At 37.7% G+C, this 26,155-nt stretch carries 27 protein-coding genes and 1 tRNA gene; 4 read left to right on the forward strand and 24 right to left on the reverse strand.

Annotated elements, in window-relative coordinates; all coding sequences use genetic code 11:
- Positions 1–16 precede the first annotated feature (16 nt).
- The 14 genes from A9Q68_RS03895 to add form a co-directional block, all read right to left on the reverse strand.
- Complete coding sequence (locus A9Q68_RS03895) at positions 17–553, reverse strand: DUF1697 domain-containing protein (protein ID WP_071793375.1); 537 nt, start codon at positions 551–553, stop codon at positions 17–19.
- The gene (locus A9Q68_RS03900) at positions 553–933 is read right to left on the reverse strand and encodes a VOC family protein (RefSeq protein ID WP_240494206.1); all 381 of its coding nucleotides are present in this window, start codon (positions 931–933) and stop codon (positions 553–555) included. Before A9Q68_RS03900 ends, A9Q68_RS03895 begins: the two co-directional genes overlap by 1 nt.
- Positions 934–970: 37 nt before the next feature.
- Positions 971–1,633, reverse strand: a complete 663-nt coding sequence (serB, locus tag A9Q68_RS03905; protein WP_071793376.1) for a phosphoserine phosphatase SerB — start codon at positions 1,631–1,633, stop codon at positions 971–973.
- A 100-nt stretch (positions 1,634–1,733) separates the two neighbouring features.
- Complete coding sequence (ezrA, locus tag A9Q68_RS03910) at positions 1,734–3,458, reverse strand: septation ring formation regulator EzrA (RefSeq protein ID WP_071793377.1); 1,725 nt, start codon at positions 3,456–3,458, stop codon at positions 1,734–1,736.
- Between the two features lie 144 nt (positions 3,459–3,602).
- On the reverse strand, positions 3,603–5,555 hold the full coding sequence (gene gyrB / locus A9Q68_RS03915; RefSeq protein WP_071793378.1) for a DNA topoisomerase (ATP-hydrolyzing) subunit B: 1,953 nt from the start codon (positions 5,553–5,555) through the stop codon (positions 3,603–3,605).
- On the reverse strand, positions 5,556–6,116 hold the full coding sequence (locus tag A9Q68_RS03920) for an HAD-IA family hydrolase (protein WP_071793379.1): 561 nt from the start codon (positions 6,114–6,116) through the stop codon (positions 5,556–5,558).
- Positions 6,117–6,220: 104 nt separating this feature from the next.
- Positions 6,221–7,432 (reverse strand): FtsW/RodA/SpoVE family cell cycle protein, encoded by a 1,212-nt coding sequence (locus A9Q68_RS03925; RefSeq protein WP_071793380.1) that lies wholly within the window; start codon positions 7,430–7,432, stop codon positions 6,221–6,223.
- 120 nt (positions 7,433–7,552) lie between these two features.
- Positions 7,553–7,624 (reverse strand) — tRNA-Arg (locus tag A9Q68_RS03930).
- 61 nt (positions 7,625–7,685) lie between these two features.
- On the reverse strand, positions 7,686–8,366 hold the full coding sequence (locus A9Q68_RS03935; RefSeq protein ID WP_071793381.1) for a beta/alpha barrel domain-containing protein: 681 nt from the start codon (positions 8,364–8,366) through the stop codon (positions 7,686–7,688).
- Positions 8,367–8,791: 425 nt separating this feature from the next.
- Positions 8,792–9,139, reverse strand: coding sequence for a 50S ribosomal protein L19 (gene rplS / locus A9Q68_RS03940; RefSeq protein ID WP_071793382.1), 348 nt, complete (start codon positions 9,137–9,139; stop codon positions 8,792–8,794).
- Between the two features lie 126 nt (positions 9,140–9,265).
- Entirely contained in the window at positions 9,266–10,471 is a 1,206-nt protein-coding gene (locus A9Q68_RS03945; RefSeq protein WP_071793383.1) for a chloride channel protein, read from the reverse strand.
- Positions 10,464–10,739 (reverse strand): chorismate mutase, encoded by a 276-nt coding sequence (locus A9Q68_RS03950; RefSeq protein WP_071793384.1) that lies wholly within the window; start codon positions 10,737–10,739, stop codon positions 10,464–10,466. The genes A9Q68_RS03945 and A9Q68_RS03950 overlap by 8 nt, the downstream gene beginning before the upstream one ends.
- A 120-nt stretch (positions 10,740–10,859) precedes the next feature.
- Positions 10,860–11,309, reverse strand: a complete 450-nt coding sequence (locus A9Q68_RS03955) for a flavodoxin (RefSeq protein WP_071793385.1) — start codon at positions 11,307–11,309, stop codon at positions 10,860–10,862.
- Positions 11,310–11,373: 64 nt separating this feature from the next.
- Positions 11,374–12,393: an adenosine deaminase gene (gene add / locus A9Q68_RS03960; protein WP_071793386.1), complete on the reverse strand. Its 1,020-nt coding sequence runs from the start codon at positions 12,391–12,393 to the stop codon at positions 11,374–11,376.
- 194 nt (positions 12,394–12,587) lie between these two features.
- Between add and yghU the strand changes: the two genes are divergently transcribed.
- Entirely contained in the window at positions 12,588–13,367 is a 780-nt protein-coding gene (gene yghU, locus A9Q68_RS03965) for a glutathione-dependent disulfide-bond oxidoreductase (protein WP_071793387.1), read from the forward strand.
- Between the two features lie 19 nt (positions 13,368–13,386).
- Here the strand turns inward: yghU and hisC are convergent, their stop codons facing one another.
- Together hisC and A9Q68_RS03975 are read right to left on the reverse strand one after the other, a co-directional pair.
- Positions 13,387–14,439 carry a histidinol-phosphate transaminase gene (gene hisC, locus A9Q68_RS03970; protein ID WP_071793388.1) on the reverse strand — a complete coding sequence of 351 codons (1,053 nt, stop codon included), beginning with the start codon at positions 14,437–14,439 and terminating at the stop codon, positions 13,387–13,389.
- 12 nt (positions 14,440–14,451) lie between these two features.
- Positions 14,452–15,255, reverse strand: a complete 804-nt coding sequence (locus A9Q68_RS03975) for a transporter substrate-binding domain-containing protein (protein ID WP_071793389.1) — start codon at positions 15,253–15,255, stop codon at positions 14,452–14,454.
- A 158-nt stretch (positions 15,256–15,413) separates the two neighbouring features.
- Here A9Q68_RS03975 and A9Q68_RS03980 point away from each other — a divergent pair, with 158 nt between their 5' ends.
- The 3 genes from A9Q68_RS03980 to A9Q68_RS03990 all read left to right on the forward strand — a co-directional run bounded on the left by A9Q68_RS03980 (position 15,414) and on the right by A9Q68_RS03990 (position 17,167).
- Positions 15,414–15,848 (forward strand): GNAT family N-acetyltransferase, encoded by a 435-nt coding sequence (locus A9Q68_RS03980; RefSeq protein ID WP_071793390.1) that lies wholly within the window; start codon positions 15,414–15,416, stop codon positions 15,846–15,848.
- Positions 15,849–15,855: 7 nt separating this feature from the next.
- Positions 15,856–16,788, forward strand: coding sequence for a DHH family phosphoesterase (locus A9Q68_RS03985; protein WP_071793391.1), 933 nt, complete (start codon positions 15,856–15,858; stop codon positions 16,786–16,788).
- A 118-nt stretch (positions 16,789–16,906) separates the two neighbouring features.
- On the forward strand, positions 16,907–17,167 hold the full coding sequence (locus A9Q68_RS03990) for a type B 50S ribosomal protein L31 (protein WP_071793392.1): 261 nt from the start codon (positions 16,907–16,909) through the stop codon (positions 17,165–17,167).
- A gap of 106 nt (positions 17,168–17,273) precedes the next feature.
- Here A9Q68_RS03990 and A9Q68_RS03995 read toward each other — a convergent pair whose 3' ends face one another.
- From A9Q68_RS03995 to asnS, 8 genes are all read right to left on the reverse strand, one after another.
- The gene (locus A9Q68_RS03995; protein ID WP_071793393.1) at positions 17,274–17,480 is read right to left on the reverse strand and encodes a TM2 domain-containing protein; all 207 of its coding nucleotides are present in this window, start codon (positions 17,478–17,480) and stop codon (positions 17,274–17,276) included.
- 126 nt (positions 17,481–17,606) lie between these two features.
- The gene (locus tag A9Q68_RS04000; RefSeq protein ID WP_071793394.1) at positions 17,607–19,178 is read right to left on the reverse strand and encodes a zinc ABC transporter substrate-binding protein AdcA; all 1,572 of its coding nucleotides are present in this window, start codon (positions 19,176–19,178) and stop codon (positions 17,607–17,609) included.
- Between the two features lie 131 nt (positions 19,179–19,309).
- Positions 19,310–20,707 (reverse strand): C69 family dipeptidase, encoded by a 1,398-nt coding sequence (locus A9Q68_RS04005; RefSeq protein WP_071793395.1) that lies wholly within the window; start codon positions 20,705–20,707, stop codon positions 19,310–19,312.
- 106 nt (positions 20,708–20,813) lie between these two features.
- Positions 20,814–21,725 carry a DNA-binding protein WhiA gene (gene whiA / locus A9Q68_RS04010; RefSeq protein ID WP_071793396.1) on the reverse strand — a complete coding sequence of 304 codons (912 nt, stop codon included), beginning with the start codon at positions 21,723–21,725 and terminating at the stop codon, positions 20,814–20,816.
- Entirely contained in the window at positions 21,722–22,699 is a 978-nt protein-coding gene (locus A9Q68_RS04015; RefSeq protein WP_071793397.1) for a YvcK family protein, read from the reverse strand. Before A9Q68_RS04015 ends, whiA begins: the two co-directional genes overlap by 4 nt.
- Complete coding sequence (rapZ, locus tag A9Q68_RS04020) at positions 22,696–23,586, reverse strand: RNase adapter RapZ (protein ID WP_071793398.1); 891 nt, start codon at positions 23,584–23,586, stop codon at positions 22,696–22,698. The genes A9Q68_RS04015 and rapZ overlap by 4 nt, the downstream gene beginning before the upstream one ends.
- Before the next feature lie 173 nt (positions 23,587–23,759).
- Positions 23,760–24,539, reverse strand: a complete 780-nt coding sequence (locus A9Q68_RS04025) for a DUF1003 domain-containing protein (protein ID WP_071793399.1) — start codon at positions 24,537–24,539, stop codon at positions 23,760–23,762.
- Between the two features lie 251 nt (positions 24,540–24,790).
- On the reverse strand, positions 24,791–26,137 hold the full coding sequence (gene asnS / locus A9Q68_RS04030; protein ID WP_071793400.1) for an asparagine--tRNA ligase: 1,347 nt from the start codon (positions 26,135–26,137) through the stop codon (positions 24,791–24,793).
- Positions 26,138–26,155: the final 18 nt, after the last annotated feature.

Below are 26,155 nucleotides of genomic sequence, written 5' to 3' on the forward strand. Positions count from 1 at the left end.
CATTGCTGGCTTCTTTTCAGTTTGTCGCAAGGTATAAACTTGTTTTACCATTTCTTACACTGACTTCTTTATATAATTTTTGTTTAGCCAATTGAGAGTGATAGTAAGATTTTGCATAATTTTCTTCTTTGTCTATAGTCCAATAGAGTGCCAACTGCCCTCGATAAAGACTTTCGCCTGCTTTCAAGTCAACTTGATTCATAAAGCGCTCAATGCTTTCTTGATCTAAAGTTGGCAGAAAAAAAAGAACATTCTTTCGAAAATGGTCATTAGACCACCAGTCTGGTAATTGTGAAAATTCTTCCTGATAATCTGCTTTCTTTAAAAGTAAAAATGGTATCGAAAAGTCATAATCACTCTCGAGGATGCTGCTGATCCGAGAAATGATTTCCTTTTCTGGTAAGTCGGAAGAAAAAAGGAAATTACCACTATTAATATAGGAAGTTACAACTTCAAATGAAGCTTCTGTTAACTGATTTTTTAAGATAGCCATGTTCACTTTATGGTGACCACCAACATTAATCCCTCTAAGTAATAAAATGTAGTCGGTCATCAAACAATCACCATATCATTTTCGTCAAAAGGCATAAAGGGGTTCCAGCAAACTTCCCAAACATAATTGTCAGGATCCGCAAAGTAGGCATGATAGCCGCCCCAAAAAACTTCTTGTGGTTCCTTCATGATAGTCGCGCCAGCTTGACGGGCTAATTCTAGCACCTCTAAGACTTCTTGCTTTTCCTTAACATTATAGGCAAGGGTCATGCCATTAAATTGTCCTTCTGCTAGAGTTGGTAGCCCAGAACCAAAGTCTTTTAACAGCTCAGCAATTGGAAACAACTCCAACTTCGTTCCTCCATTACTGAAAAAGATAACATCAGGGTTGGAGCTTGTTTCCTTACTATCAAAACCTAAGCCTTCCCGATAAAAGGCCACGGACTAAGCCATGTTACGAACACCTAAACAAATTAAATTAATGCGATTCATTGTCATTCTCTCTTTTTTCAATTAGTGGAATCAAAGCTGCCAAATCAGGAACATCAATCCGGTTTGGAGCTTCTTTGCGAACAAGTTCCTTTGCACAAAAAGCTACACCTAGTCCTGCTTTGTGAATCATTGGAAGGTCATTTGCACCATCGCCCATGGCAATAGTCGCAGACAGAGGAAGTTGATTGAGATGGGCCCATTCTTGTAATTTCTGAACTTTGACTTCTTTGGTAACAATTGGTCCAGTGACCTGGCCTGACAAATAGCCATCGACAATCTCAAGCCGATTGGCTGTGACATAATCAATGCCCAGTTCTTTGGCTAAGCGATCAACTGTTTCATGGAATCCACCAGAAACTAGACCAATTTTATAATCCTTAGCATGTAGATAATCTATAAGTTCCTTAGCACCTTTCTGAAAATGGATCTGCTGATAAACAGTATCAAATATAGATTCAGGTAATCCTCTTAATAAGGCTACTCTTGCCTTCAGGGCAGCTTCAAAATCAAAGTCACCATTCATAGCTTTTTCTGTAATTTCTGCAATCTCTTCACCAAAACCAATCTGATTTCCTAAAAGATCAATAACTTCTTCTTGAATCAAGGTAGAGTCAACATCCATGACTAGTATTCCTTTTACTTTTCCCATAAAACTCCCTACTATTCTAAAGGTATTAATTCATTCTATATAATTTTTTTATTCCTAGCAAGTTAAGTGAAAAAAAAGTTTGAGCCAGGGGCTCAAACTTTTAAAAATGAATGCGTTCTTTTGTCCGTTCATAAGAATTAACGAAGCGATCCGTAACTCCAGGTTCAACGGTTTCTAGAGCATATGAAATTTCATCGAATGATGCTTGGTAGTCACAATCAACTTCAAAGAGTTGCATAGCAACTTCAAAGGCATGTTGGACACCAGGCTCAAAACTGCGATAACGGTTAGAGTACTGTAAAAGTTGCTCCGTTAAGGTCGCATTACCAACAACTTGGTAACTATAATCCTCTAAATTAGCAACTGAAGCTTGAGCAATAATAGAAAGTCTTGTAATGGCTTCAATATCGATTTTACCTTTACTTAATTCGTCCATTAGTGCTTCGAGTTGTGATGACGTTGTGAAAAAAACATTTAAGTAATCCTGAGGGATACCTGGTAAATGACGTTTTTCCATAAAGCGTTTAATCATATGCAATTGTGCTACATAGACATCCGCATCTTTACGTGCTTTTGCTTCTGTTGCCTCAATATCTTTAATAGCTTCGAAAACTTCCATTTGACCTGCTTCAACAGTCGCCAATTTTTTCAAATATTTATCAAAGAATTTCTCTAATTCTGAATAAGGAACTTCTTGAGCTGTCACATCTTCAGCTAATGCAAGAGCATTTTCTTCAACATCTTGAATTTCTTTGTCAAAAGCTTTGACATTTGCTGATTGAGTCTCGTTAATAATGTATTTACGAGAAAGACGAGTCATTTCATCACTTAATTTTTGATTGTTTTCTTTAGCATGAGCTAAATATGAAGGGATAATTTTACTGTCTTTGACAACTTGTTTTTGAGCTTTTATTTCACGTTCGAAGAGATCATATAAAGAATTAATGCGTTCTTGAATATGGTCATTATCTTCACGTGCACGATCCAAGTCAAGACTAACTAATTCTGAAGCATTGGTACGAATAGCTTCTCGAATTTCTTGGAAACGAGCCTCAATATTGGACTCAGCAAAATGATAATTTTCCTCAAGGAGACGACGATAACCTGATTCCAAATCATCCAATTGTTCTGGAAAATCTTTTTCCAATTTTTCAACAATGGCTGGAATTTGTTCTGTAATCTGACCTAAAGCAATAGTATGCTCTTCAGCACGATCAAGAACTTCAGATGCTTCTACTGGGTCACCTGTTGAGTTCAAAGTTACAAATTGAGAAAACTCAGTTTCGATGTTTTTCATTTGTTTTTCAATTTCAGGCTTAGTTGTCCCGAATTGATTATCATGTTCAGAAATCCATTCTTGTAAGTTTTCATATAAGTCTAGAGCATGTGTAACACGTGCACTATTTTTTTCCTCTTGTTCTTTGAGGATGCTCAAAGCTTCGCGAATGGATTGAATGTCTTCTTCAACGACATTTAATTGACTTTCAACATTGCTAATCTCATGCTTGGCGCGAATAAAATTAAAAGTGTCGTTTAATTTTTCAGCTTCGAATAAATGGTTTTCAATATCAGCAAATGAATTAACGGTTAAATCAACCCACTTTTGATTCCATTCTCTGAAAGAGGTTTGACTTTGACCAATCAAATGAAGAGATTTCACTTCTTCAATCTCATCATTAACAGGCAAGCCAAACAGTTCTACTTTTCTATCTTCTAAACTGCTAATCAATGAATCATTACGTTTTCTAATAATAACTCCAATTAGATAAGCAATAATCACAAGTAGGACTATAGCTACAATTAGCAAAATAATTCCGCTTGACATCTTAATCTCCTTATTATGCGATAAATCATCTTTTAGATACTCACCTGATAATACTGTTTATCGCCTTTTATTAAAATTTATAAAAAATGCATTATAACGTTACGATTATAACATACTTTAAAGCGTTTTTCAAAAGTTATTTCACTAAATATCAAGCGTACTATAGACAGCATTTTCCTCAATAAATTCACGTCGAGGTTCAACTCTATCACCCATCAACATATCGAAAACTTTATCAGCTTCAGCTGCATCATCAACAGTAACTTTGGCCATTAAACGGTTTTCAGGATCCATGGTTGTTTCCCATAATTGATGATCGTCCATTTCTCCAAGACCTTTATAACGCTGAACAGTTGGTTTAGAACGACCAACATTGTATTTTTCAAGTGCGGCTTGTAATTGATTTTCTTGATCAACACCTGGTTGGATGTATTCTTTAATTTCATTACCAACCTTAACTCCATAAATTGGCGGTTGAGCAATATAAACAAATCCTGCTTCTAAAACGGGGCGCATAAAGCGGTAAATAAGCGTTAAAAGAAGAGTTCGAATATGTGCACCGTCGACATCGGCATCGGTCATAATCACTAATTTTTGATAACGAGCTTTTGAAACATCAAATTCAGAACCAAAGCCAGTTCCCATAGCAGTAAAGAGACTTCTAATTTCTTCATTTGCCAAAATTTTATCCATGGTAGCTTTTTCAACGTTAAGGATTTTACCACGAATTGGAAGAATAGCTTGGAACTCACGGTTACGACCTGATTTGGCAGAACCACCCGCAGAATCTCCTTCGACTATGAAAAGCTCATTCTGACTGGCATCATTTGAAGAACAGTCAGCTAATTTACCCGGTAAATTAGAAATTTCAAGTCCTGACTTCTTACGGGTTACTTCCCGAGCCCGTTTAGCAGCAATACGTGCTTTTGAGGCAAGGATCCCCTTATCAACAATCTTACGCGCAATTTGAGGATTTTCTAATAAGAAACGTTGGAAAGCTTCACTGAAAAGACGATTAGTAATTTTAACAACTTCTGAATTTCCTAATTTTGTCTTCGTTTGTCCTTCAAATTGAGGATTTGGATGTTTAACAGAGATAACTGCTGTTAACCCTTCACGAACATCTTCACCCGTTAAATTATCATCATTTTCTTTGAGAATTTTATTCTTTTTGGCGTAATCATTGATGACCCTGGTTAAAGCTGTTCTGAAGCCTTGCTCGTGCGTACCACCTTCATGGGTATGAATGTTATTAGCAAAGCTCATAACATTCTCGTGATAACCTGTTGTGTATTGCATGGCAACTTCAACAGCTATGCCATCCATTTCACCATCCGTATAAATAGGACTTTCAATGATGACTTCTTTCTTCTCGTTGAGGTAGTCTACATAAGAGGCAATACCACCTTCGTAATGGAAGTCTTTTTCCTGCTCCATGTCAGGACGACGGTCAGTGATGGAAATCCGAAGGCCACGGTTTAGAAAGGCTAACTCCTGAATCCGTTTGGCTAATTTATCAAAGCTAAAAACGACTGTTTCAGTAAAGATTTCAGGATCTGGTGTGAAGTGGACAGTTGTACCTGTCAAATCAGTATCACCAATTACTTTTAAGTCGTCTCCAACGACACCACGTTTGAACTCTTGATAGTGAATTTTACCATTTTTATAGACTTTTACATCAAGTTGGCTTGATAGGGCATTAACAACTGAAGAACCCACCCCGTGCAATCCACCAGATACTTTGTAGCCGCCACCGCCAAACTTACCTCCAGCATGGAGAACAGTAAAGACCGTTTCAACCGCAGGTCGACCCGTTTTCGCTTGAATATCAACTGGGATACCACGTCCATCATCGACAACAGTGATGGAATTGTCTTCTTCGATAAAAACTTCAATATGACTAGCAAATCCTGCCAGTGCTTCATCAATCGAATTATCAACAATTTCCCAGACCAAATGGTGAAGTCCTTCTGCAGATGTTGATCCAATATACATCCCAGGACGCATCCGAACAGCCTCAAGTCCTTCTAAAACTTGAATCTGACTGGCATCATATTCTTGGACTTTTTCAGTTTGTTCTTTATTTTCTTCAATCATTTAATTTACTATCTCCAATAATGACTTATTTTCATCGACAAGTAGGGTATCAAACCCTGCAGCTTGTCCAGCTTGACAATCTATTGGTCGATCTCCTATGACCAATGCTTTGTGAATTTGGTACTTCTCTTTTAAGCAAAAGAGACTTTCTGGATTTGGTTTGCGTGCAAAGCCATTTCCTGACGTAATAATTTCGGTGAAATAGTCTAGCAAATGAGCCTGACTTAACAGATGCAAGACTTGCTCATCTCGATGAGAAATGAGAAAATTTTGACCTCCGCTTTTCGTAATTTTTGCTAGTATCTCCCGAGCCCCATCACGCCAAATAGGATCAGCCAAAGCACTGGCTTCTCGTATCTTATAATCCTTTAAAAAATTACTTTCAAAATGCGCAAAAGTAGCCACGGCAACTTCAGTAGATACCTTTAATTTAGCGTAGACTTGATCATGATTTCCAGGTAAGTTGTAAGCTGCCAAAGTTTCAACAAAGGCTTTCGTTGAGGTCTCATAATTATCCAGGAGTGTACCACCTAGATCCCAAATATAAACGTCATAGTTCATAGCCTTAATTATATCATATTTTCGCCATTTTTTGTAGCATAAAGTCAAAATAAAAGGCTTGCAAACTAGATAAATCTAGACCTTGCAAGTCCTCGTTTTCGATTCTACTTAGCTTTATTATTTTCCTGATTTTCATAGCTTTGCAAATCTTTTGCAGAAACATGGTGATAATGCATTGACAGAATTAAACCAACACCAATTAAGTTTGAAATAAGCGCTGACCCCCCTTGAGATATGAAGGGTAATGGAATACCAGTTAAAGGTAAAATCCCTAAGGCCGCACCAATGTTTTCAAAAATATGAAAGAGAATCATCATGATGAATCCTGTAGAAATGTAGGTATAAAATAAATTATTTGATTCTAAAGTCACCCTAAGCATTCGATAGATTAAAATCAAATATAACATGAGTAAAATAGCTGAACCAATAAAACCAAAGTTTTCAGCAATAACTGTAAAAATCATATCACTCTCACGGACAGGAATGGGTAATTCTAAATGGTTAAATCCTTTTCCAAAAATCCCACCACTTCCAATCGAAATCATACTTTGAGTCTGCTGATAGGCAATCGTTTTTGAAAAATCAAAGGGGGCTAAGAAAGCCGAAATTCGGTTGATTTGATAAGCATCCATTCCCAAATTAAAGAAAAATTCCTTGCCATTGGGCATCAAGAAAACTGTAAAAAAGAGTGCTATTGCCGCAATCGTACTAATCAAAATAGGCAACAAGAGCCACCAGGAGATACCTGCTATTAAAACAACACCTGCTAATATCGCCATAAAGACCATTGCCGTTCCTAAATCTTTCTGCAAGGCCAATAATACCATAACTGGTATTGTGACCAATACATAAAGACTTAATAGCTTCCAGTCGTCTTTAAAACTATCTCTTTCCTTTCGTCCTTTAAACCATACCGTTAATCGTGCCAAAACAAGGATGAAAGAGATTTTCATAAATTCCGACGGTTGAAAGAGAGTCATTGAACCGATGGTAATCCAATTTTTAGCACCTGTAGAAGCTACCAACTGAGGACTAAAAAAGAAGAGCGGTAAAACCATTAAAGCAATTCCAAGTAGATAGAGTAAGGGCGTCAATTTCCAAAGAAATTTCGTTGTAAAAAACATCAGAATATAGGCTAACAAAGAACCAAAAGCAATCCATAAAACTTGTTGGATCATAACTTTAGCCAATAAATGAGGATAATCATGGTAAGTAGCCACAAAAATGGAAACCAAACCAATCGCAAGGAGACAAGAGACCGGAATGATAATGCCATAATCATATTTATTTTCTAGATTTCTTTTTGGAAAAGCCATTTAACCCTACTTTCTTTAATATTACAAAACTTTACAAGTCATTTTCACTAGACACTTAAAGACACCTGAAAAATGAAAAAAGGACCAAAAATTTGGTCACTATTAAAGCTTTTTCAGAAATGGCCCCTGCAGGAATCGAACCTGCAACTACTCCTTAGGAGGGAGTTGTTATATCCATTGAACTAAGGAGCCTAAGGCAAGAATACCTTATCTATTGTAGCCTAGAAAATTGAGAAATGCAAGATTAAATTGATTAGTCTGCATGACTCTCACGATACTTAACCATTTTCTTTTTAAAGAGTTCCCCATTAGTTGGAGGGGTTATCGTTACTGCATTTGCACCTGCTTCAATAACAGCTTTAACAGTTTCATCCGTTGGTCCACCAGTTGCCATAATTGGAAAATCTGGGAAGGACTTTCGAATTTCGCGAACAACTCGAGGTGTATCTGGTCCACAGGAAACATTTAAAATATCAACTCCTGCAGCAATTCGACCGGCAATATCAGAATGTTCTGTAACTACCGTGTAAATAATTGGAATATCGATAAAATCTTCGATATCTCTTATCGTTTCAATCTTTGTTGGTCCATTGACGACAACTGCGTAGGCACCTTCTGATTCTGAAAACAAACTCATGTTAGCAGAGCGAAAACCTGTGGTTAAACCTCCACCAACACCTGCCAAAACTGGAACTGTCGATGCAATCATAATCGACTTCAAAATAGCTGGGTGCGGAGTAAAGGGATAAACAGCCAAAACAGCGTCAGCATTACTATTTGCAATAATGGAAACATCAGTACTAAATAAGACGGAACGGATACGACGTCCGTAAATAAAAATACCAGAACATTCCGAAATAACCTCTGGCATTCTAATGATCTCTTTCCGAAGATCTGACATTACAATGGGTGCTACTCTTTTTTTATCTGTCATATATTTTCCTTAACAAATTATTTTCCCTTCACTATATTTTATCATAGACCTCTCTTACGGAAAAACTAAAACCGTTAAAAAAAGCAAAAATTTTGTAAAGGCCTATAAAATGATTTTTTCAACAAATAGCATTTCATTTTATTTCACTTATCAAAATCATCAAAAGAAAAACCTACCATTTCTGATGAGCTTTCTTGTCGTAATCGAGCACGGCGTGGGAGCTGAGCAAAAAAGATAATCTCTCCTAGAGTCCCGTGACTCTTCGTCTATATTCCTATTTTTGCGAGGTTCGTTTGACGCCCTTTGCATCTTAGGTGTTGGACCCGGGCTGAAATCTCGGAAAATAGAAAAACTGCCTTGTGACTATGTCACAGCGACAGTTTCCTAATTTTCTGTCGATTTCTAGACGCCCTTGGTATCTTAGATTAACGACGGATTTCTTTGATACGTGCTGCTTTACCTTGTAATGCACGTAAGTAGTAAAGTTTAGCGCGACGTACTTTACCGTAACGGATAACTTCAATTTTATCAACACGTGGAGTGTGGATTGGGAATGTACGTTCTACTCCGATACCGCCAGAGATTTTACGTACTGTGTACATTTCTGAGATTCCTTGACCTTTACGTGAAATAACAACACCTTCAAAGATCTGGATACGTTCGCGAGTACCTTCGACAACTTTTGCGTGAACGCGTACAGTGTCCCCAGCGCGGAACTCAGGAATATCAGAGCGTAATTGACCTTCAGTCAAACTTTGGATTAATGGATTCATTTTTTCTATTCTCCTATCTTACTAATCTTTAGAGCGAGCTTGACTGTCTAAGCGGATTAGCCGTAATTTTATGTGTCCATTACACACAAAGGATATTTTACCACACTTTCCAATCTCTGTAAAGAGTTATTTGGGCAATCCAAGACTTTCTTGCTTATTGTAAATACTGTGTTTACGGTCAATGCTGTATGCAAAAACAAGGGTAATAAAGAAAAGGACAAAATGGTCTGGTCCGAAGACTTCAAAGGCGATAAAGAGCGGTCCAAAGAAGGTATTGGTGGCGCTAGAAAAAACGGCAACATAGCCAAGGGCGGCAACCATTTCAATGGGTAAACCAAAGATTGGTGCTAAAACGGCACCTAGACTTGTTCCGATGGCAAAAAGTGGTGTCACTTCGCCACCTTGATAACCGGCTGCAATAGTGATGATCGTAAATAACAATTTAAAGAACCAATCATAAGCATAGATTTCTTTTCCAGCAAAAGTGTCCGCTATTAAATTTGTTCCCAGTCCACTGTAGCGACCAAAATGTATCACTGTTAAACAGATGCTCAAGCCCAAGCCCACCATAGTTATTCGCTTATAAGGATTTTCAATCATTGTTGCCAATTTTGTTTTCAAAAAAGCTAAACTGATAGCAAAACTATTACCAGCAAAGGCAAAAATGAGGCCCAATACCATTAATTTGATAAAAAGTTCCAAAGTTAGACTTGGAGCATTGGTAAGTATGACCTCAAATTTCTCTAAACCTAAAAAGTGACTTGTATAAGAGGCAGAGAAGGCTGCTATTACTGTAGGAACAAGGGCTGAGAAATAGATATGATTGATTAATAAAAGCTCAATGGCAAATAGAATAGCCGCAGTCGGAGTTTGGAAAAGACCGGCAAAACCAGCTGCCATCCCCATAACTAAAAAGAGACGGGAACTATTTTCACTCTTAATGTATTTGGAAAAGAAATGGGAAACAGTGGCACCAATTTGGACTGCCACTCCTTCTCGACCAGCACTGGCTCCAAAAAGGTGCGTCAGCCAAGTAGAGATTGTAATGAGGGGGATTAATACGAGAGGAATCTCTTTTTCCCGTCCATGGCCCACCTCAAAAACAAGGGCCATGCCTGCCTTGGCTTTTCCACCAAAACGCTGATAGAGATAAGTCATGGCTAAGCCTGCTAAGGCTAAAAAGGGAATTAAAAAGATGAAATGCTGAGTCCTAAAATCTGAAATCAAAAGTAAGCCTTGACCGAAGATAAAGTCGATACTACCAACTATTAATCCGATGAATAAGGCTAGGAGACAAATAAGAAGCTGGTCTTTTAATTCAGTCTTAGTCATTTGAATCCATCCATTTAGCTTGATAGGCTTTAGACAGATCCATAAGAGCTTGAAAAGATTCAAGAATGATCTCTTTATATTCAGGGTTTTGAACATGACTGGCTACTCTTGCAAGGACTTGACCTTCCCGATTTCTGTCAAGGACGGCAAGGCCATGTTCTTTCTTGTAATCGGCAACCGCTTGGACCAATTCCATCCGCTCTTCTAATAAGGTCACCATTTGCTGATCAAGCTCATTGATTTGATTTCGCATTTCCTGTAAATCCATTTTTCATTTCCTTTCGCGTCTATCCTCCTATTATAAGTAAAAAAGCTAGACAAAACAAGACAAGAAAAAACCATTAGCTATACTAATGGTTTACTAGTTTTTTCCTATATTGCAACTAACTTATAAGTTATCGATGGCTTCAGATATTTGTTCAGCGAAAGCTTCTAAATTATCAATATCTTCATCTTCTGCTGCTAAGTCGACTTTAACAGAATCGGCACCTTTAATGGCACCAGTGAGGGCAAATTGCTCTTCGAATTCATCCACTGATTTACAAAAATAATCGTAGAAGGTGTCACCAGAACCGACTACACCATAAATTTTACCTGACAAATCCAAATCCTGTAAATCTTCATAGAAGTCTACGATTTCATCGGGCAAGTCACCATCGCCATAAGTATAAGTTGCAACAATTGCTATGTCAGCATCTTCAAATTCTGAAGCATCAACTGAGGTACACTCGTCACATTCAACATCATGTCCCAATTCTTGCAACTTACTGGCTACAATATCAGCAATTTCTTCAGTATTTCCGGTCATGCTGGCATAGACGATCTTTGCTAATGCCATAATTTCCTCCAAAAACTTAACTGCTCTTATTTTACCATAACTTTTGGAGAAAAGCATCCGCATTTTAGAGATATTGATCATAAGCTAATGCTAACTGCTTTAATAGGAGTTTTTTCTCAGCCCTGCTTGTAAAGGAGGCCTCGATGGCAGCTTGATTGTGCTGATAGAATTGACCAACTGTGGTGGCAAAATGCTTTTGATAGAGTTGGTACTCTTTAGTTAAATTGGTATCGGAGACCGTTCTATTATCAGTATTGATGGAAATGTTAGCGCCAGCTTTTTGCAAAAAGAGATAGGGAAAATCAGACAGAGTTTTTGCCGCTTTGGTTTGTAAATTACTGGTCAAACATATTTCCAGACAGACCTCATTAACAAGAACCTTTTCTAAGAGTTCTTTTTGTCCCTGGATAGCAGTCGCATGACCAAGGCGTCTAATGCCTAAGTCAATGCTGTCATTGATGTTTTGTGGACAGCCACACTCTCCGGCATGTAAAGTAAAGGGCAGTCCTAATTTTTGCGTTTCTTTAATGATGCCGGCTAAATAGCCTGGAGGAAAATCGGCTTCATTACCAGCAAAATCAAAGCCAACCAGTCCCTTGTTTGCCCATTCAATGCTTTGTGAAAATATTTCTTGACAAAGCGTTAAGGAAGATTGGCGAAGTCCGCAGACGATAGCTCGTGCCATAATGGGGAAATCTACTTCTGCTTTAACGATTCCCGCTAAAACGGCTTCTACGACTTGGCTAGCAGATAGTCCCTGATCCATAGAAAGTTCAGGTGCAAAACGAATTTCAATATAAATGACATTCTCCTGGGCTGCCTGCCTGATGACATCGTAAGTAGCTAATGTTAAAGCCTGACTTGTTTGTAAGAGAGGTCGGATAACATCAAAAGTCCTTAAATAATCCATCAACGACTGACATTTGTCAGGCGCTGTTACAAGCTTTCTAAGCTCCTGTTCCTCTTCAGGCAGACTAATTTGGGCTAAGTCGGCTAACTGCCGAATCATTGGTAAGGAAAGAGAGCCGTCTAGATGACAATGCAACTCTGTCTTGGCTAAATTTCGAATTATTTCAATATCCATAGCTGACCTCCAAAAGTATTTTCAATATCATATCATAATGCTAGCGACTTGCAAGTCATCTTTCAAGTTCCAAGGCAAATTTTTGACTTTTTCATCCGTCACTACTTTTGTTCACTTTTAGTCAATTTAATTTTTTGTTTTAGCGTCCCTTTTTTGATATCATGACCTTATGAATAAACAAGGAGAAAAAACATATGACAGAATATCAATTACCTGATGTTTGGGAAGATACGGCTAAGCCTGAAGATGGCAATCAGCCGACGGCAGGAAGTCGTTTTCAACAGGAATTACCAAAAGGGCAAGCAGCCTTTCAACTTTATACTCTGGCAACGCCAAATGGTATTAAACCGCTGATTATGTTGGAAGAATTAAAGGATTTAGGTATTGAAGAAGCCCAGTATGATGCCTTTAAAATTAATATTGGTAAAGGTGACCAGTTTGGATCAGATTTTGTCGCAATCAACCCAAATTCCAAAATCCCTGCCCTCTTAGACCAGAGCTTAGCGTCACCAATAAACATTTTTGAGTCAGCTAACATCTTGCTTTATCTAGCTGATAAATACCAAACCTTAATGCCTTCTGACTGGCGTCAACGGACTGAAGTTTTGAATTGGCTCTTTTGGCAAACGGGGGCTACTCCTTTTGTAGGTGGTGGTTTCGGTCACTTCTTCCATTATGCTCCGGAAAAATTGGAATACCCTATTAACCGTTATACAATGGAAACCAAACGCCAATTAGATCTTTTGGATAAAGAATTGGCTAAGAAAGACTATATCGCGGGTGACGAATACAGTATTGCTGATATCGCCATCTGGTCTTGGTATGGTCAATTAAGCCAAGATAAGATTTATCCAAAGGCTACTAAATTCCTAAATGTTAGTCAATACAAACATCTACAAGAATGGACAGCTCGTATTGCTGATCGTCCTGCGGTCAAACGGGCTCTGGAAACTTCATTAACAGAAATCAAGTAAAAAATGATGGCTTTGGCCATCATTTTTTTAATGCTTGCAAGACTTTCACTACTGTTTCCATATCACTTTGGCTGCCGATTGAGATGCGGAGGTAATCTTTGATTCTAATTGCATCCGCAAAATAGCGGGTATAGATATGGTGGTCTTTTAAGTGCTGATAGAGGTCACTGGCTGCAATGCCCTGCGGCTTAACCAAAAGGAAATTAGTAAAACTTGGGATAACGGTATAATCCATTTTCTCAAGCTCCTGTTTAAACCATTCCCTGGTTTGGCAAATGGCCGCTATGGTTTTTTCGTAATAGGTCCAATCTTCGACTGTTGCTTTGGCTAAAACTTCAGCAATGCTATCCAAATTATAAGGATTGACTGAATCTTTAATAGCTTTCATGAGATCGATGATTTGCGGGTGACCAATGCCGTAGCCAACTCGTAGGCCTGCTAGGGAAGCGTCTTTAGAGAATGTACGGATGATAAAGAGATTTGGATAGTCTTTTAATAAAGGAAGGGCAGTCTGTCCTCCAAAGTTTATGTAAGCTTCATCAACGATTACCATAACCTGAGGATTAGCTTTAAGGATTGCTTTAATTTCCGAGAGGGGTTTTCCTAATCCTGTTGGTGCATTAGGATTTACCAAAACAATGCCCCCATTTTCTTGTAAATAGCCTTGATTGGATAATGTAAAATCATCCTCCAATGGTATTTCATGATAGGGAATCCCATAGAGATTAGCCAGAGTTTTATAAAATCCGTAAGTCAAATCTGGAAAAAGAATAGCTTGAGGATTATTAAAGAAAGCAAGGAAGGACATGGAGAGGACTTCATCACTGCCACTTCCAATAATTATCATGTCATTTTCCACTCCTAAATGATCAGCAATGGCTTGACGTAACTCATCTTGTTCAACCGGTGAATAATATTTCAATTGGTCAACATCAAATTCTTTCAAAGCCTTTTTAACTTTTGGACTTGGAGGATAGGGATTTTCATTGGTATTTAATTTAATCAGTTTTTGGTCCTGGGGTTGTTCTCCTGGCACAAATGGACTGACCTGTCTTAAGCCTTTTATTTTCATAAGCTATTACCCTTATTTAGCTTCTGTATAGGTTGCCGCTTTATCGATATAAGATTTAAAGGTTTTGCCTTTCACTTTTTTGACTACCTTGTTTATAGTTTTCTTTAGTCTACTAGACCCTTTTGGCATTGCCACAACTTTAGAGTCCGCATTATTAGTTTTAAAGGTGTAGTTAACGACCATCAAATCCTTGTTTTTGGCAACATAACCACTCGCTACGGGACCATCCATGGTAATAGCATCCAATTGTCCATTTTTCAATTCATTAACCACTTCTCCCATGTCCGTCAAACTTACAATGTTGGAGTCTTTTAATTGAGTTTTGGCTAAGTTTTCTTGAATACTTGCTTTTTGTGCACCAACTTTTTTGCCAGCCAAACTTGCTATATCCTTTAAGTTAGAAACATTTTCTTTTTTTATGACAATAGCGTTTTCGGTGTCATAATAGGAGTCTGAAAAATCATAAACCTTTGCCCGTTCCTTTGTATAAGAAATCCCTGAAATGGCAATATCCGCTTTTCCAGACTGTAAGCTTGAAAGAACGTTATTAAAACTCATAGGTGATAACTTCAGTTTAACATCAAGTTCTTTGGCAATGTCTTGAGCCAAACTAATGTCAGCACCGACAATGGTATTTTTACCATTTTCTAGCGTTTGAAATTCAAAAGGTGCATAGTCTGGGCTAACTGCAACAACTAAAGTCCCCTTATCTTTTACCTTATCTTCTGTATCCTTGCTCGATTGGCCAGAACATGCAGATAAGCTAATAATAGCAGCAAGTCCAAGTATTGATAAAATTAATTTTTTATAAGTCATATACTACTCCTTTAATGTTTGACACCTATCTTATAACATAAATATTCACAAGTCAAGAAGTTTTTTGAATATTTATACCGTCATTTTTGCTTTTTCTTTAAATATTCATAACTTATGTGGTATAATAATGTCATCTTAAGACTAGAGAGGTCGGCAACATGTGGACTATTAAACCCTTTGAGCAAGTCACTACTGATGAATTATTCAAATTCCTCAAAGCTCGTGTGGACGTATTTGTCGTTGAACAAGAATGTCCCTACCCAGAAATTGATGATTTGGACCTTTTGGCTATTCATCTTTTCAAAACAGATTCAGACGGACAAATCATGGCCTACTGTCGCTTAATCGAAACTGATAAAGAAATTAAATTAGGCCGGGTACTGGTTAGTCAAGAACACCGTAAAGACGGCTTAGGTCGGGAGCTGGTCGCAAAAGCCCTAGAATTTTGTGCTGAAACTTATCCTAGCAAACCAGTCTACGCCCAAGCACAAGCTTATTTGGAAAACTTCTATGGTTCCTTTGGCTTTGTCGCTACTTCTGACGTCTACCTAGAAGACGATATTCCCCATATTGATATGATAAAAAAAGATTAGAGGTTTTATGACCATTTTTCAAGATATTTTAGAGCAAATTAAGGCTTATCAAACCATCATTATTCACCGGCACCAAAACCCAGATCCTGATGCCATCGGGAGTCAAATGGGGTTAAAAGAAGTGATTTTGGCCAATTTCCCAGAAAAAAGAGTCCTAGCAACTGGATTCGATGAACCCAGCTTAGCCTGGATAGCCCAGATGGATCATGTTGTTGAGGCGGACTACCAAGATGCCTTAGTCATTGTCACTGACACTGCTAATCGTCCTCGTATTGATAATCCTAAGTACGATACAGGTAAATTTTTGATTAAAATTGACCACCACCCTAATGACGACGTCTATGGAGATATTGTGCTAGTCGATACGACTGCTTCAAGTGCAAGTGAAATCATTGCCGATATGGCCTTTAGTCTCAACCTCAAGCTTTCTGATATAGCAGCCCAATACCTCTATACCGGGATTGTTGGCGATACGGGACGCTTTTTGTATCCCGCAGCGACTGCTAAGACTTTTGCTATTGCGGCTAAACTTAGAGAATATAACTTTGACTTTGCTGCCATTTCCCGCCAGATGGATTCTTTCCCTTATAAAATTGCTAAGCTGCAAGGCTATGTCTTCGACCATTTAGAAGTCGACGACCATGGAGTAGCTCGTGTACTTCTGAGTCAGGAGACTTTAAAGGCATTTGAGGTCTCCGAAGCAGAGAGCTCCGCAATTGTGTCAACTCCTGGAAAAATTGATACTATCTCTGTTTGGGCTATTTTTGTTGAGCATGAAGACGGTAGCTTTAGAGTGAGAATGCGTAGTAAAGACAAAGTCATTAATCAGATTGCTAAAGCCCATGAGGGGGGAGGGCATCCTCTTGCTTCAGGTGCCAATTCTTATAGTTTAGCCGAAAATGATCAAATCTATAAAGAAATGCAGGCTCTCTTTGATTAGAAAAAATTTTCTAATCTTTGGGTAAAAAGCCTTGTCAAAGTTCTAAATTTTTGATACACTAGTTTGGTTAATAACTATGGGGCACAAGTGCCATGGCAGAAAGGAAATTATTTTAAAGATGAGAAAAGACATCCATCCAGATTATCGTCCAGTTGTATTTTTAGATACAACTACAGGTTACCAGTTCCTTAGCGGATCTACTAAGAAAAGCAATGAAACTGTTGAGTTTGAAGGTGAAACTTACCCACTTATCCGTGTAGAAATTTCATCAGATTCACACCCATTCTATACAGGACGTCAAAAATTTACACAAGCAGACGGACGTGTCGATCGTTTCAACAAAAAATACGGTCTCAAAGACGAAAACGCAGCAAAATAAATCATATCACCACTTCTTCTTTAGAAGTGGTTTTTTTCTATCAAAAAAAGTCAAAACAAGTTTGACTTTTCATATCATAATAAATGAATACCTATTAGTTTTTTGCCTAAATTCTGATATTACCTTCACTGTCTGCCGGGGTAAAAATTGCCATTATCCCTTCAACAACCCCAATAAAGCCAGGAATTAAAGTCCAACAAAAAATTAGATATAAAATACCTTTGCCATTTTTACCAGAGTAAAACTTATGCAAACCAAACTCTCCTAAAAAGAGGGCTAAAAGGACATAAATGACTTTGTTTACTTTTCTCATATTCAGTCTCCTTAATGACTTTCGTCTCCGATTTATTTCTTTCATTGTACCAAAAATCTTATCAAATACCTTCTATCAAACTGTAAAATGAAAAAGAACTGAAATAAATCAGTTCTTTTAACACTATTAATGAGCATTAATTTCTTGAGCAATCTCACGTCCTGATAAATCAGAGCTATAGTAAGTTGGCCAATGATCCCACTCGGATGCAATTTTTTCATGACCTTGGTCACCCCAAAAAATATGGAAGTGTTCTGCTTTTTCTGGAGCTATACCATGATCAGAGAATTGAACATATTTGAATTCACCAGCATCTGCTTCTTTGGCTTCAAACATGTAACGAACACCACGGTTCCCTTTTTCATAAGTGAGTACTTTTTTACCAGAATATTTATATGTGAAAGTCTTTTTCTCACCGTTTCTTTCAAAAGTAATAGTCTTTTTCTTACCATCAATTTTGATATGATTAACGTCTGTTTTATAACCAGTGTCATAATAGTCTTTATATTCTTTGGCAGTCATTTCACCTTTAGATTTTTTAGCCTTATAGTCCATAACTTGATCTAAAGTACCATCCTGTAAGTATGGGTAAACTGATTGCCAATTTCCCGACCAGTCACTTAACTTACGGTCTTTGACTGCTGAATCTTTAAAATAACCATTATAGACAGATTTACTTGTGTCTTCTTCAGGTTTAATTTCTTTACCTTCGCGTTTAGTGGTTAATTGAAGAGCTTTTAAGTTCTCACGCATAACGCTAAAGTAATCTTCACCATTTTTGATTTCTTTGTCTGTTAAACCTTCAAGTGGACTTAAGAGAACTGATTTAACACCAGCTTCGTTAGCTAGTGTTTTGGCAACTTTGCTTGATGCATTTTCTTCAAAATAGATATATTTGATATCATATTTTTCAACATACTTAGAAAGTTCTGCCAAACGTTTAGCTGATGGTTCACTTTCTGCTGATACACCATTAATTGAAATTTGGTTTAAGCCATAATCTAAAGCCATGTAACCAAAAGCAGCATGTTGCGTAACAAAACTCTTTTGTTTTGCTTCAGAAAGAGTTTCACTGTATTCTTTGTCTAAATTTTTAAGTTTTTCGATATAAGCTGCAGCATTTGCTTTAAAGACATCTGCCTTCTTAGGGTATTTTTTAGAAAGAGAATCACGAATATTTTCTACAACAGTAATGCTGCGGTATGGTGATAACCAAACGTGTGGATCAAATTTATGGCTATGTTCTTCTTCACCGTGATGGTCATGGCCTTTTTCTTCACCTTCGTGATCGTGACTTTTTTCTTCACCTTCATGATCATGCTCTTCACTTGAACCTGCTGCAAGGAGCATAGAGCCTGTTCCTTCAATATAATTAACTTTATCTGATTTAATGGATTTTTTGACTTCTGGAATCCATGTTTCCATGTTGTCATCCATGTAGATAAAAGCATCTGAATCTTGGATTTTCTTAACATCTTTAGTTGATGGTTCGAAATCATGAGGCTCAGTTCCTGCTTTCATCAGCATACTAATATTACCTTCTTCGCCTACAACACCTTTGGTAAATTCATAGACTGGGTAGAATGTTGTAACTACCTTAACTTTACTGTCATCTGCATTAACTTGTTGGGCCTGACTTAATTGCCAAGCTGATGTCAAACCAACAAAACTCATCATTAAAAGAACTTTCTTATTCATGACTCCTCCTCTTTCATTAACTGGTTAATTTTTAACTAGTTAAGTATAACACACTTTTATATTTTTGCAAGTTTCTTTATTTTTTACTTTAAAAAAGCTTTGGATTAACACCAAAGCTTTTAAATCAATTATTAATCACTGACACTAAAACGATTGGTCATTAAGTTACTTGCATCAAAAAGGACTTTATTTAGAAGTTTTTGTGTTTCGACTTGGATGTAGTCACTCATTTCCTGATTCTTTTCAGTTAGGTTGACATTGTCACCAGCAGCAATGGATTCTTCCACACGATGTATCATAGCATGGCCTTCTGCCATTGTCTTTTCTGCGTAAGCTTCGATAGCAGCTTCATGATGGTTGAAATGTGGGTCTGCAAGTGCTGCAATGAGGCGATTTACCCAATAAAAATTATCGGTAGACGCATTTTCAGTGGTGTTTGTAAAATAGTCTGGCATAGCATCAACTTGGGTAAAGAATGGCATGATTGTATTAAATAGCATTGAACCAAAGGCTACCCATTGAATAGCAGATATTTCTTTTGGTTGATCAGGACGCACTTGTAAGATTGAGGTTTGGCTAGTCCGGTTAATTCCAATTGTACGGAAGGTTCTTTGACTAACGGCATCTCCTTCTGGCCCATATGGATCGTAAATGGTGTCTTGGTAATGACTACTCAAGACATACTTAATATCCTCAATGGTTACTTTACGATAGGGTTTTTGGCACCAAGGAATTTCAAAACTTCTTGGGTCTTGCTCAATTTCAGGATTTAAGAATTTTTGCATAATCCAAGCACGTGGTGTATTGTAATGACGATCCTTATCTCTTTGGCTACCGAAAGCATAGCGGGGGTTAAAATGCTGATTACTGTAGGTTAAATCCAAATGATATTTGACAATAAAATCTTTCAAGTCATCTGAACAGAGATAGTCTTCTGGGTTATTAAACTCAAAATGATCAATGCCCAATTGATTTGGATTGGTCACATAAGCATCGTCAGGTACACGGCGGGCAATCCAATGATGCCCACCAACAGTTTCTAGCCACCAAATATCATTTTCATCTGAAAAGGCAATCCCATTAGATTCATAAGTTCCATATTGACTTAACAATTTACCCAGTCGAAGAACACCTTCACGTGCCGTTTTAATATAAGGCAAAACTAGGGTAAAGATATCTTCCTCGCCAATCCCATCTTCAACAAGGGGGTCTGCTCCAAGAACACGCGCATTTGACGTAATCGTTTCCGTAGCACTCATGGCCACATTTTCTGAGTTAACTCCTGCTTCACCCCAGATACCGTCTTTGCCCAAAGCATCAGGAATTGAAGTATAGGTTAGAGGGTTTTCGGGTAATTCAATTGAAAATTTTGAACAAACAGATTGGTAATGACGAGGATGGTCTTTAGCTGTCACCAAAGCCATTTTTTTTGGCGTGAAATCTCCATTTTGAGAATCCTCAGTTCGAGCCACTAAAGTCGAACCATCATAACTACATTTTTTTCCTACAAGAATCGTAGTACATGCCATATTATTTCTCCTTTTAATCTAATTAATAAGTACAAAACCAGACGGACATCTGGCTACGCAAGCAGAATTCACTTCCCGACCGCAAGCTTGATAAGTAGCTTATAGGCTATAAATCATCAGCAATTTTATTCAGTTTTCGCAGACGGTGGTTAACCCCACTTTTAGAAATTGGCGTCTCCAAACTGTCAGCAATCTGCTGAATCGAGTAATCCGGATGATTAATCCGAATTTGAGCAATTGCTTGTAACTCAATTGGCAATGTTGTAAGACCAACCGTATCCATTATCTTAATGATATTATTAATGGTTTTCATACTAGCATTAATGGTTTTAGCAATATTAGCCGTTTCCGCATTATTTGCTCGATTAATATCATTCCGCGCTTCTCGTATCATTTTAATCGATTCAAAGACTTCTTTACTTTCCATTGCCCCAACGATAATCAAAAAGTCCATGATATCTTCTGCTTTTTGCAAATAAGTAATGGCGCCGCCTTTGTGTTCAAGAGTCTTGGCGTCTAACATGAATTTTTGTAAGAGTTGAGCCAAATCTTGGGCATGGTCTAAATAGACGGAGTAAATTTCTAATTGGTATTTACCCGATTCAGGGTCCCTTATGGTGCCTGAAGCCAGAAAGGCGCCTTTTAGGTAGGCTCGGCCAGCGTCATCATCTTCTAACATCCAAGCTTCCATTCCGGTTTCGATACCAAAGAAGGAATCTGCTAATTTTAAATCAGCTAAGATCATTTCAACTTGATCCCAAACAAAAACCGTATAAACCCGATTCTTCTTGAGATTGGTTTTTTGATGGTATTTGATTTCCGGTTGAATGTCATAGTACTTTTCAAATAAGGCATAGATATAGCGAGCAATACGAGCATTTGCAGTTGTAATCGAAAGGGTTAAACCTTGACTATTAAGTCCTAAGCTTCCTGATAATTTAATAATCGCCGAAAGCTCATTCTTGTCACTGACAGCTTGATCAATCAGCTCCTCTTTTACTTGGGTCGTGAAACTCATAGTTGTCGCTCCCTTACCAAGCGCATCAACTCTTCCACCACTAAGCCCCCATCATGAAATGCTCCGCCATTTTTTAAACGCAAAAAATTAGAGGAAATAATCTTTTTAGCCTCTTTTTGCAAGCCTTTGAAATCATGGTCTACTTGGACCAGATACTCATCAAACTTATTGCTGTTCATGTAGCTTTGGGGAACTTTTTCGATGTTTACCAAAACAGTGTCAATCAAATCCTGACCAAGATGTTTATTCAAAACTGACAAGTGATCAGCATCCGAGAAATGCTCGGTTTCCCCATGTTGGGTCATGATATTACAGATATAAACCACTTCGGCTTTGGTATCACGCAAGGCTTCATTAATTTCGGGAATAACTAGGTTTGGCAAGATAGATGTAAACAAAGAGCCCGGACCTAAGACAATCATGTCACTTTCTAATATTGCCTTAACCACTTTACGACTAGCCTTTGGCTGTTCATCATTATAGGTATTGGTTACATAAACATGATCAATCATCCCTTGATAACCAGCAATCCGACTCTCACCAGCTACTTCGTGACCATCCTTAAAAACTGCATGCAAGGTCAAAGCCTGTTCACTTGAGGGAAAGATTTTACCGGTAATATGGAAAAATTTGGTTAAAATTTGAATGGCATTGTAGGTTGAATTCTGCATCTCAGAAATCCCAGCGATAATTAAATTGCCTAAAGGATGACCAGATAAGGCACCATCATTGCCATTAAATCGGTATTGAAAAACTTTCTCATAAAAGCGAGGCATATCACTCATAGCCAACAAAACATTGCGCAAATCACCTGGCGGCGTTAATTGCATGACATTACGAATCTCACCTGAAGAGCCCCCGTCATCAGCAACAGTGACGACAGCCGTAATATCCACTTCTTCATTACGCAAACTCTTAAGAATGACCGGTATTCCCGTTCCTCCTCCAATAACCGTTATTTTAGGTTTCTTCATGATCTATTAACTGTTTCCTTACGTTTTTCTTTATCGCGATGGCTCTCATTCATTGGCCACTCTTCTTTGATACTTTGGGCTAGCCTATGGGCAAAAGCCACGCTTCTATGCTGACCTCCGGTACAACCAATGGCAATGGTTAGCAAAGATTTTCCTTCTTTTTGGTAACTTGGCAGAATTGGCATAATAAGGTTGAGCAAGTTTTGGAAGAAATCCTCTGATTCCTGATGCCCCATAACATAGTCAAATACTTCTTGATCTAAACCTGTTTTTTCACGCAACTCCGCAATATAGTACGGGTTCGGTAAAAAACGCACATCAAAGACCAAGTCAGCATCTAGAGGAATCCCATATTTAAAACCAAAACTCATCACTTCAACACGGAATGAGACTGTATTGGAAGCATTTGAAAATTGTTCTGATATTGCTTGGCGCAATTGTCTTGGCGTCAAGTCACTGGTATCAACCACATTTTGACTCATGCTCTTAAGCGGTGCCAACATTTCACGTTCTAATTTGATACCATCCATCAATCGCCCATCAGGGGCCAGCGGATGGCTACGACGGGTTTCTTTATAGCGTGAGACCAATTCATTATCAGTAGCATCTAAAAAGAGAATCCGGAAAGTGATGTTTTGATTTGATTCAATTTGATCTAAAATCGCATTGATTTCTTTAAAAAACGAGCGACTTCTCATATCAACAACTAAAGCAACACGCTCGTATTCATTGGTTTGTTCTAAAATTTCCAGAAATTTAGGCACCAAAGTAGGTGGCATATTATCGATGGTAAAATAACCCAAATCCTCAAAAGATTGGATAGCAACTGTTTTACCTGCTCCGCTCATTCCTGTTACAATAACAAGATCAATTTTATGAGATACCATGATAGAAGTTCCTTTCTGAAATTAAGCCTATACAATACTATTATACCATAGAAAAGCAAGTGATTAATAGATTAGATTTTTGAAAACCTGATAAGAAAAAGGACATACTACTAAAAAGAGAATTGAAAGCAAGAAAAAAAGAAACCTACTGAATTAGGCTTCATTTAGGCATCTTATTTCTTATTTTGGTGTAATCTGTCTATCAGTTCTTCTGCTTCTGGGGTAATCGAATCGTTTTCCAGTATTTGCATTTGATTCAATTGTTTGGTGATTGATAAGAGAATTTCAGTCTGTAATTTTTGAATTTGAAGTAGATCAGATTGATCTTGTAAAACCAAATGGTCAATTTTTGAATGAAGAAGGCGGATACCTTCTTCAGAGGTTTTATTGACCTGATAGTCATTTTTAGCTTGCAAACGATCATATTCAGAAGCTCGATTTTGGCTCATCATAATTAAAGGCGCTTGGATGGCCGCAATCGTTGATAAGGCCAAATTCAAGAGAATAAAAGGATAGCGGTCAAATGCTAAGCCAAAAGGATCAAAGACATTAAAAGCCATCCAAACTGCCATAAAGACAACAAAAGCAATAATGAAGGTCCAAGTTCCGCCAAAACGAGCGACTTGGTCGGCTAGGCGTTGTCCAAAGGTAATTTTGCTATCTAATTGTTCTTGGACATCTAAAATAGCGTAATTATTATTTTTAGAAACATCATTTATCATGTCTCTAATGGCTTCATTTTTTAATTTAGCATTGGCAATCATCTCATCCAGGTAGTTAAGGCGATATTTGGCTAAATTTTCCTGGCTGATAAAAGAGGTCGAATCAAGGCCAGGGTGATCATCCATAATTAATAATTGCAGTTGTTCATCTAATTCATATAGGAATACACCTTCTGAAGGGAGGAATTTACCTCCATCAATTGCATCAATTACCCAACGTTTTCTGTTCATCTTTGACCTCTTTCTTTTCTCTACTTTTAACTACCTTAAAAGCAAAGAAAACTTACTCCTGTAAGTTAGTTTATTTGTATTACCTGATCGAAAAATATTAATATTTTCTTACAATGTAACCTATTGGATTATCCTCTCTTAAACTTAAACAAGTCTTAAACAGGATAAAGTAGATGAAAACATCAAAAAAGTGAAGACTCATAGATGATCTTCACTTTTAAATGATTGATTTTTTATTTAGCAGACCTTAATTAAGGTTTGATACGGTGTAACATTCGTGGAAATGGAATTGCTTCACGGATATGTTTTGTACCCGCAACAAAGGTTACCATACGTTCAATACCGATTCCGAAACCGCCATGAGGAACTGAACCATATTTACGCAAATCTAAATAGAATTCGTATTCAGACTTATCCATTTCCAAGGCATCCATCTTAGCAACTAGAGCATCATAGTCATCTTCACGCATTGATCCTCCAATGATTTCACCATATCCTTCTGGAGCTAATAGGTCAGCACAGAGGACACGCTCTGGATTTCCAGGAACAGGTTTCATATAGAAGGCTTTAAAGCTTGCAGGATAGTTAACAACAAAGGTTGGAACACCAAAGTAGTTAGAAATCCAAGTTTCATGTGGTGAGCCAAAATCATCACCATGTTCTAAATGTTCATAATCAGTATCTTCATCAGCTTCATGCTCTTGAAGAAGTGAGATAGCATCGTCATAAGAAACACGTTTAAATGGCTCAGCAATGTAACGTTTTAAAGCGTCAACATCACGTTCTAGGATTTCAAGAGCTTGTGGCGCACGATCAAGGACACCTTGAATCAACGCTTTAACATATGCTTCTTGTAAGTCAAGTGACTGATCATGGTTTAGGAATGAGTATTCAGCATCCATCATCCAGAATTCTGTTAAGTGACGACGTGTTTTTGATTTTTCAGCACGGAAAACTGGTCCAAAGTCAAAGACGCGTCCAAGAGCCATTGCTCCTGCTTCTAGATAAAGTTGGCCTGATTGACTTAAGAAAGCTGGAGTACCAAAGTAATCTGTTTCGAACAATTCTGTTGAATCCTCAGCAGCATTACCTGAAAGGATTGGACTATCAAATTTAATGAAACCATTTTGATCAAAGAAGTCATATGTCGCATAAATGATCGCATTACGAATTTGCATAATAGCCATTTGTTTGCGTGAACGTAACCACAAATGACGGTTATCCATTAAGAAGTCAGTCCCATGTTCTTTTGGAGTAATTGGATAATCAAGAGATTCACCAATAACTTCAAGATCTGTGATATCAAGCTCATAACCAAATTTTGAACGCTCATCTTCTTTGACAATACCAGTTACTTTTACTGATGTTTCTTGACTTAAGCGTTTGATAACATCAAACCTGACCGCCCCTTCTTCTTCACCAAATTTTTCAATAAAGTTTGGTTTAAAAGCTACAGCTTGGAAGAAGGCTGTTCCATCACGTAATTGAAGGAAAGCTAGTTTTCCTTTCCCGGATTTATTAGCAACCCAAGCTCCGATTGTGATTTCTTGACCTACATATTTTTTAACATCGATAATTGATACAAATTCTGTTGACATATTACTCTTTTCTTTCTA

The sequence above is a fragment of the Streptococcus bovimastitidis genome, assembly GCF_001885095.1.
GTDB classification, from domain to species: domain Bacteria; phylum Bacillota; class Bacilli; order Lactobacillales; family Streptococcaceae; genus Streptococcus; species Streptococcus bovimastitidis.

Bases quoted from the DNA above. Each gene is read 5' to 3' on its own strand.
- A9Q68_RS03895 (WP_071793375.1), bottom strand. From the start codon at position 553: ATGACCGACTACATTTTATTACTTAGAGGGATTAATGTTGGTGGTCAC.
- serB (WP_071793376.1), bottom strand. From the start codon at position 1,633: ATGGGAAAAGTAAAAGGAATACTAGTCATGGATGTTGACTCTACCTTG.
- ezrA (WP_071793377.1), bottom strand. From the start codon at position 3,458: ATGTCAAGCGGAATTATTTTGCTAATTGTAGCTATAGTCCTACTTGTG.
- gyrB (WP_071793378.1), bottom strand. From the start codon at position 5,555: ATGATTGAAGAAAATAAAGAACAAACTGAAAAAGTCCAAGAATATGAT.
- A9Q68_RS03920 (WP_071793379.1), bottom strand. From the start codon at position 6,116: ATGAACTATGACGTTTATATTTGGGATCTAGGTGGTACACTCCTGGAT.
- A9Q68_RS03925 (WP_071793380.1), bottom strand. From the start codon at position 7,432: ATGGCTTTTCCAAAAAGAAATCTAGAAAATAAATATGATTATGGCATT.
- A9Q68_RS03935 (WP_071793381.1), bottom strand. From the start codon at position 8,366: ATGACAGATAAAAAAAGAGTAGCACCCATTGTAATGTCAGATCTTCGG.
- rplS (WP_071793382.1), bottom strand. From the start codon at position 9,139: ATGAATCCATTAATCCAAAGTTTGACTGAAGGTCAATTACGCTCTGAT.
- A9Q68_RS03945 (WP_071793383.1), bottom strand. From the start codon at position 10,471: ATGACTAAGACTGAATTAAAAGACCAGCTTCTTATTTGTCTCCTAGCC.
- A9Q68_RS03950 (WP_071793384.1), bottom strand. From the start codon at position 10,739: ATGGATTTACAGGAAATGCGAAATCAAATCAATGAGCTTGATCAGCAA.
- A9Q68_RS03955 (WP_071793385.1), bottom strand. From the start codon at position 11,309: ATGGCATTAGCAAAGATCGTCTATGCCAGCATGACCGGAAATACTGAA.
- add (WP_071793386.1), bottom strand. From the start codon at position 12,393: ATGGATATTGAAATAATTCGAAATTTAGCCAAGACAGAGTTGCATTGT.
- yghU (WP_071793387.1), top strand. From the start codon at position 12,588: ATGACAGAATATCAATTACCTGATGTTTGGGAAGATACGGCTAAGCCT.
- hisC (WP_071793388.1), bottom strand. From the start codon at position 14,439: ATGAAAATAAAAGGCTTAAGACAGGTCAGTCCATTTGTGCCAGGAGAA.
- A9Q68_RS03975 (WP_071793389.1), bottom strand. From the start codon at position 15,255: ATGACTTATAAAAAATTAATTTTATCAATACTTGGACTTGCTGCTATT.
- A9Q68_RS03980 (WP_071793390.1), top strand. From the start codon at position 15,414: ATGTGGACTATTAAACCCTTTGAGCAAGTCACTACTGATGAATTATTC.
- A9Q68_RS03985 (WP_071793391.1), top strand. From the start codon at position 15,856: ATGACCATTTTTCAAGATATTTTAGAGCAAATTAAGGCTTATCAAACC.
- A9Q68_RS03990 (WP_071793392.1), top strand. From the start codon at position 16,907: ATGAGAAAAGACATCCATCCAGATTATCGTCCAGTTGTATTTTTAGAT.
- A9Q68_RS03995 (WP_071793393.1), bottom strand. From the start codon at position 17,480: ATGAGAAAAGTAAACAAAGTCATTTATGTCCTTTTAGCCCTCTTTTTA.
- A9Q68_RS04000 (WP_071793394.1), bottom strand. From the start codon at position 19,178: ATGAATAAGAAAGTTCTTTTAATGATGAGTTTTGTTGGTTTGACATCA.
- A9Q68_RS04005 (WP_071793395.1), bottom strand. From the start codon at position 20,707: ATGGCATGTACTACGATTCTTGTAGGAAAAAAATGTAGTTATGATGGT.
- whiA (WP_071793396.1), bottom strand. From the start codon at position 21,725: ATGAGTTTCACGACCCAAGTAAAAGAGGAGCTGATTGATCAAGCTGTC.
- A9Q68_RS04015 (WP_071793397.1), bottom strand. From the start codon at position 22,699: ATGAAGAAACCTAAAATAACGGTTATTGGAGGAGGAACGGGAATACCG.
- rapZ (WP_071793398.1), bottom strand. From the start codon at position 23,586: ATGGTATCTCATAAAATTGATCTTGTTATTGTAACAGGAATGAGCGGA.
- A9Q68_RS04025 (WP_071793399.1), bottom strand. From the start codon at position 24,539: ATGAACAGAAAACGTTGGGTAATTGATGCAATTGATGGAGGTAAATTC.
- asnS (WP_071793400.1), bottom strand. From the start codon at position 26,137: ATGTCAACAGAATTTGTATCAATTATCGATGTTAAAAAATATGTAGGT.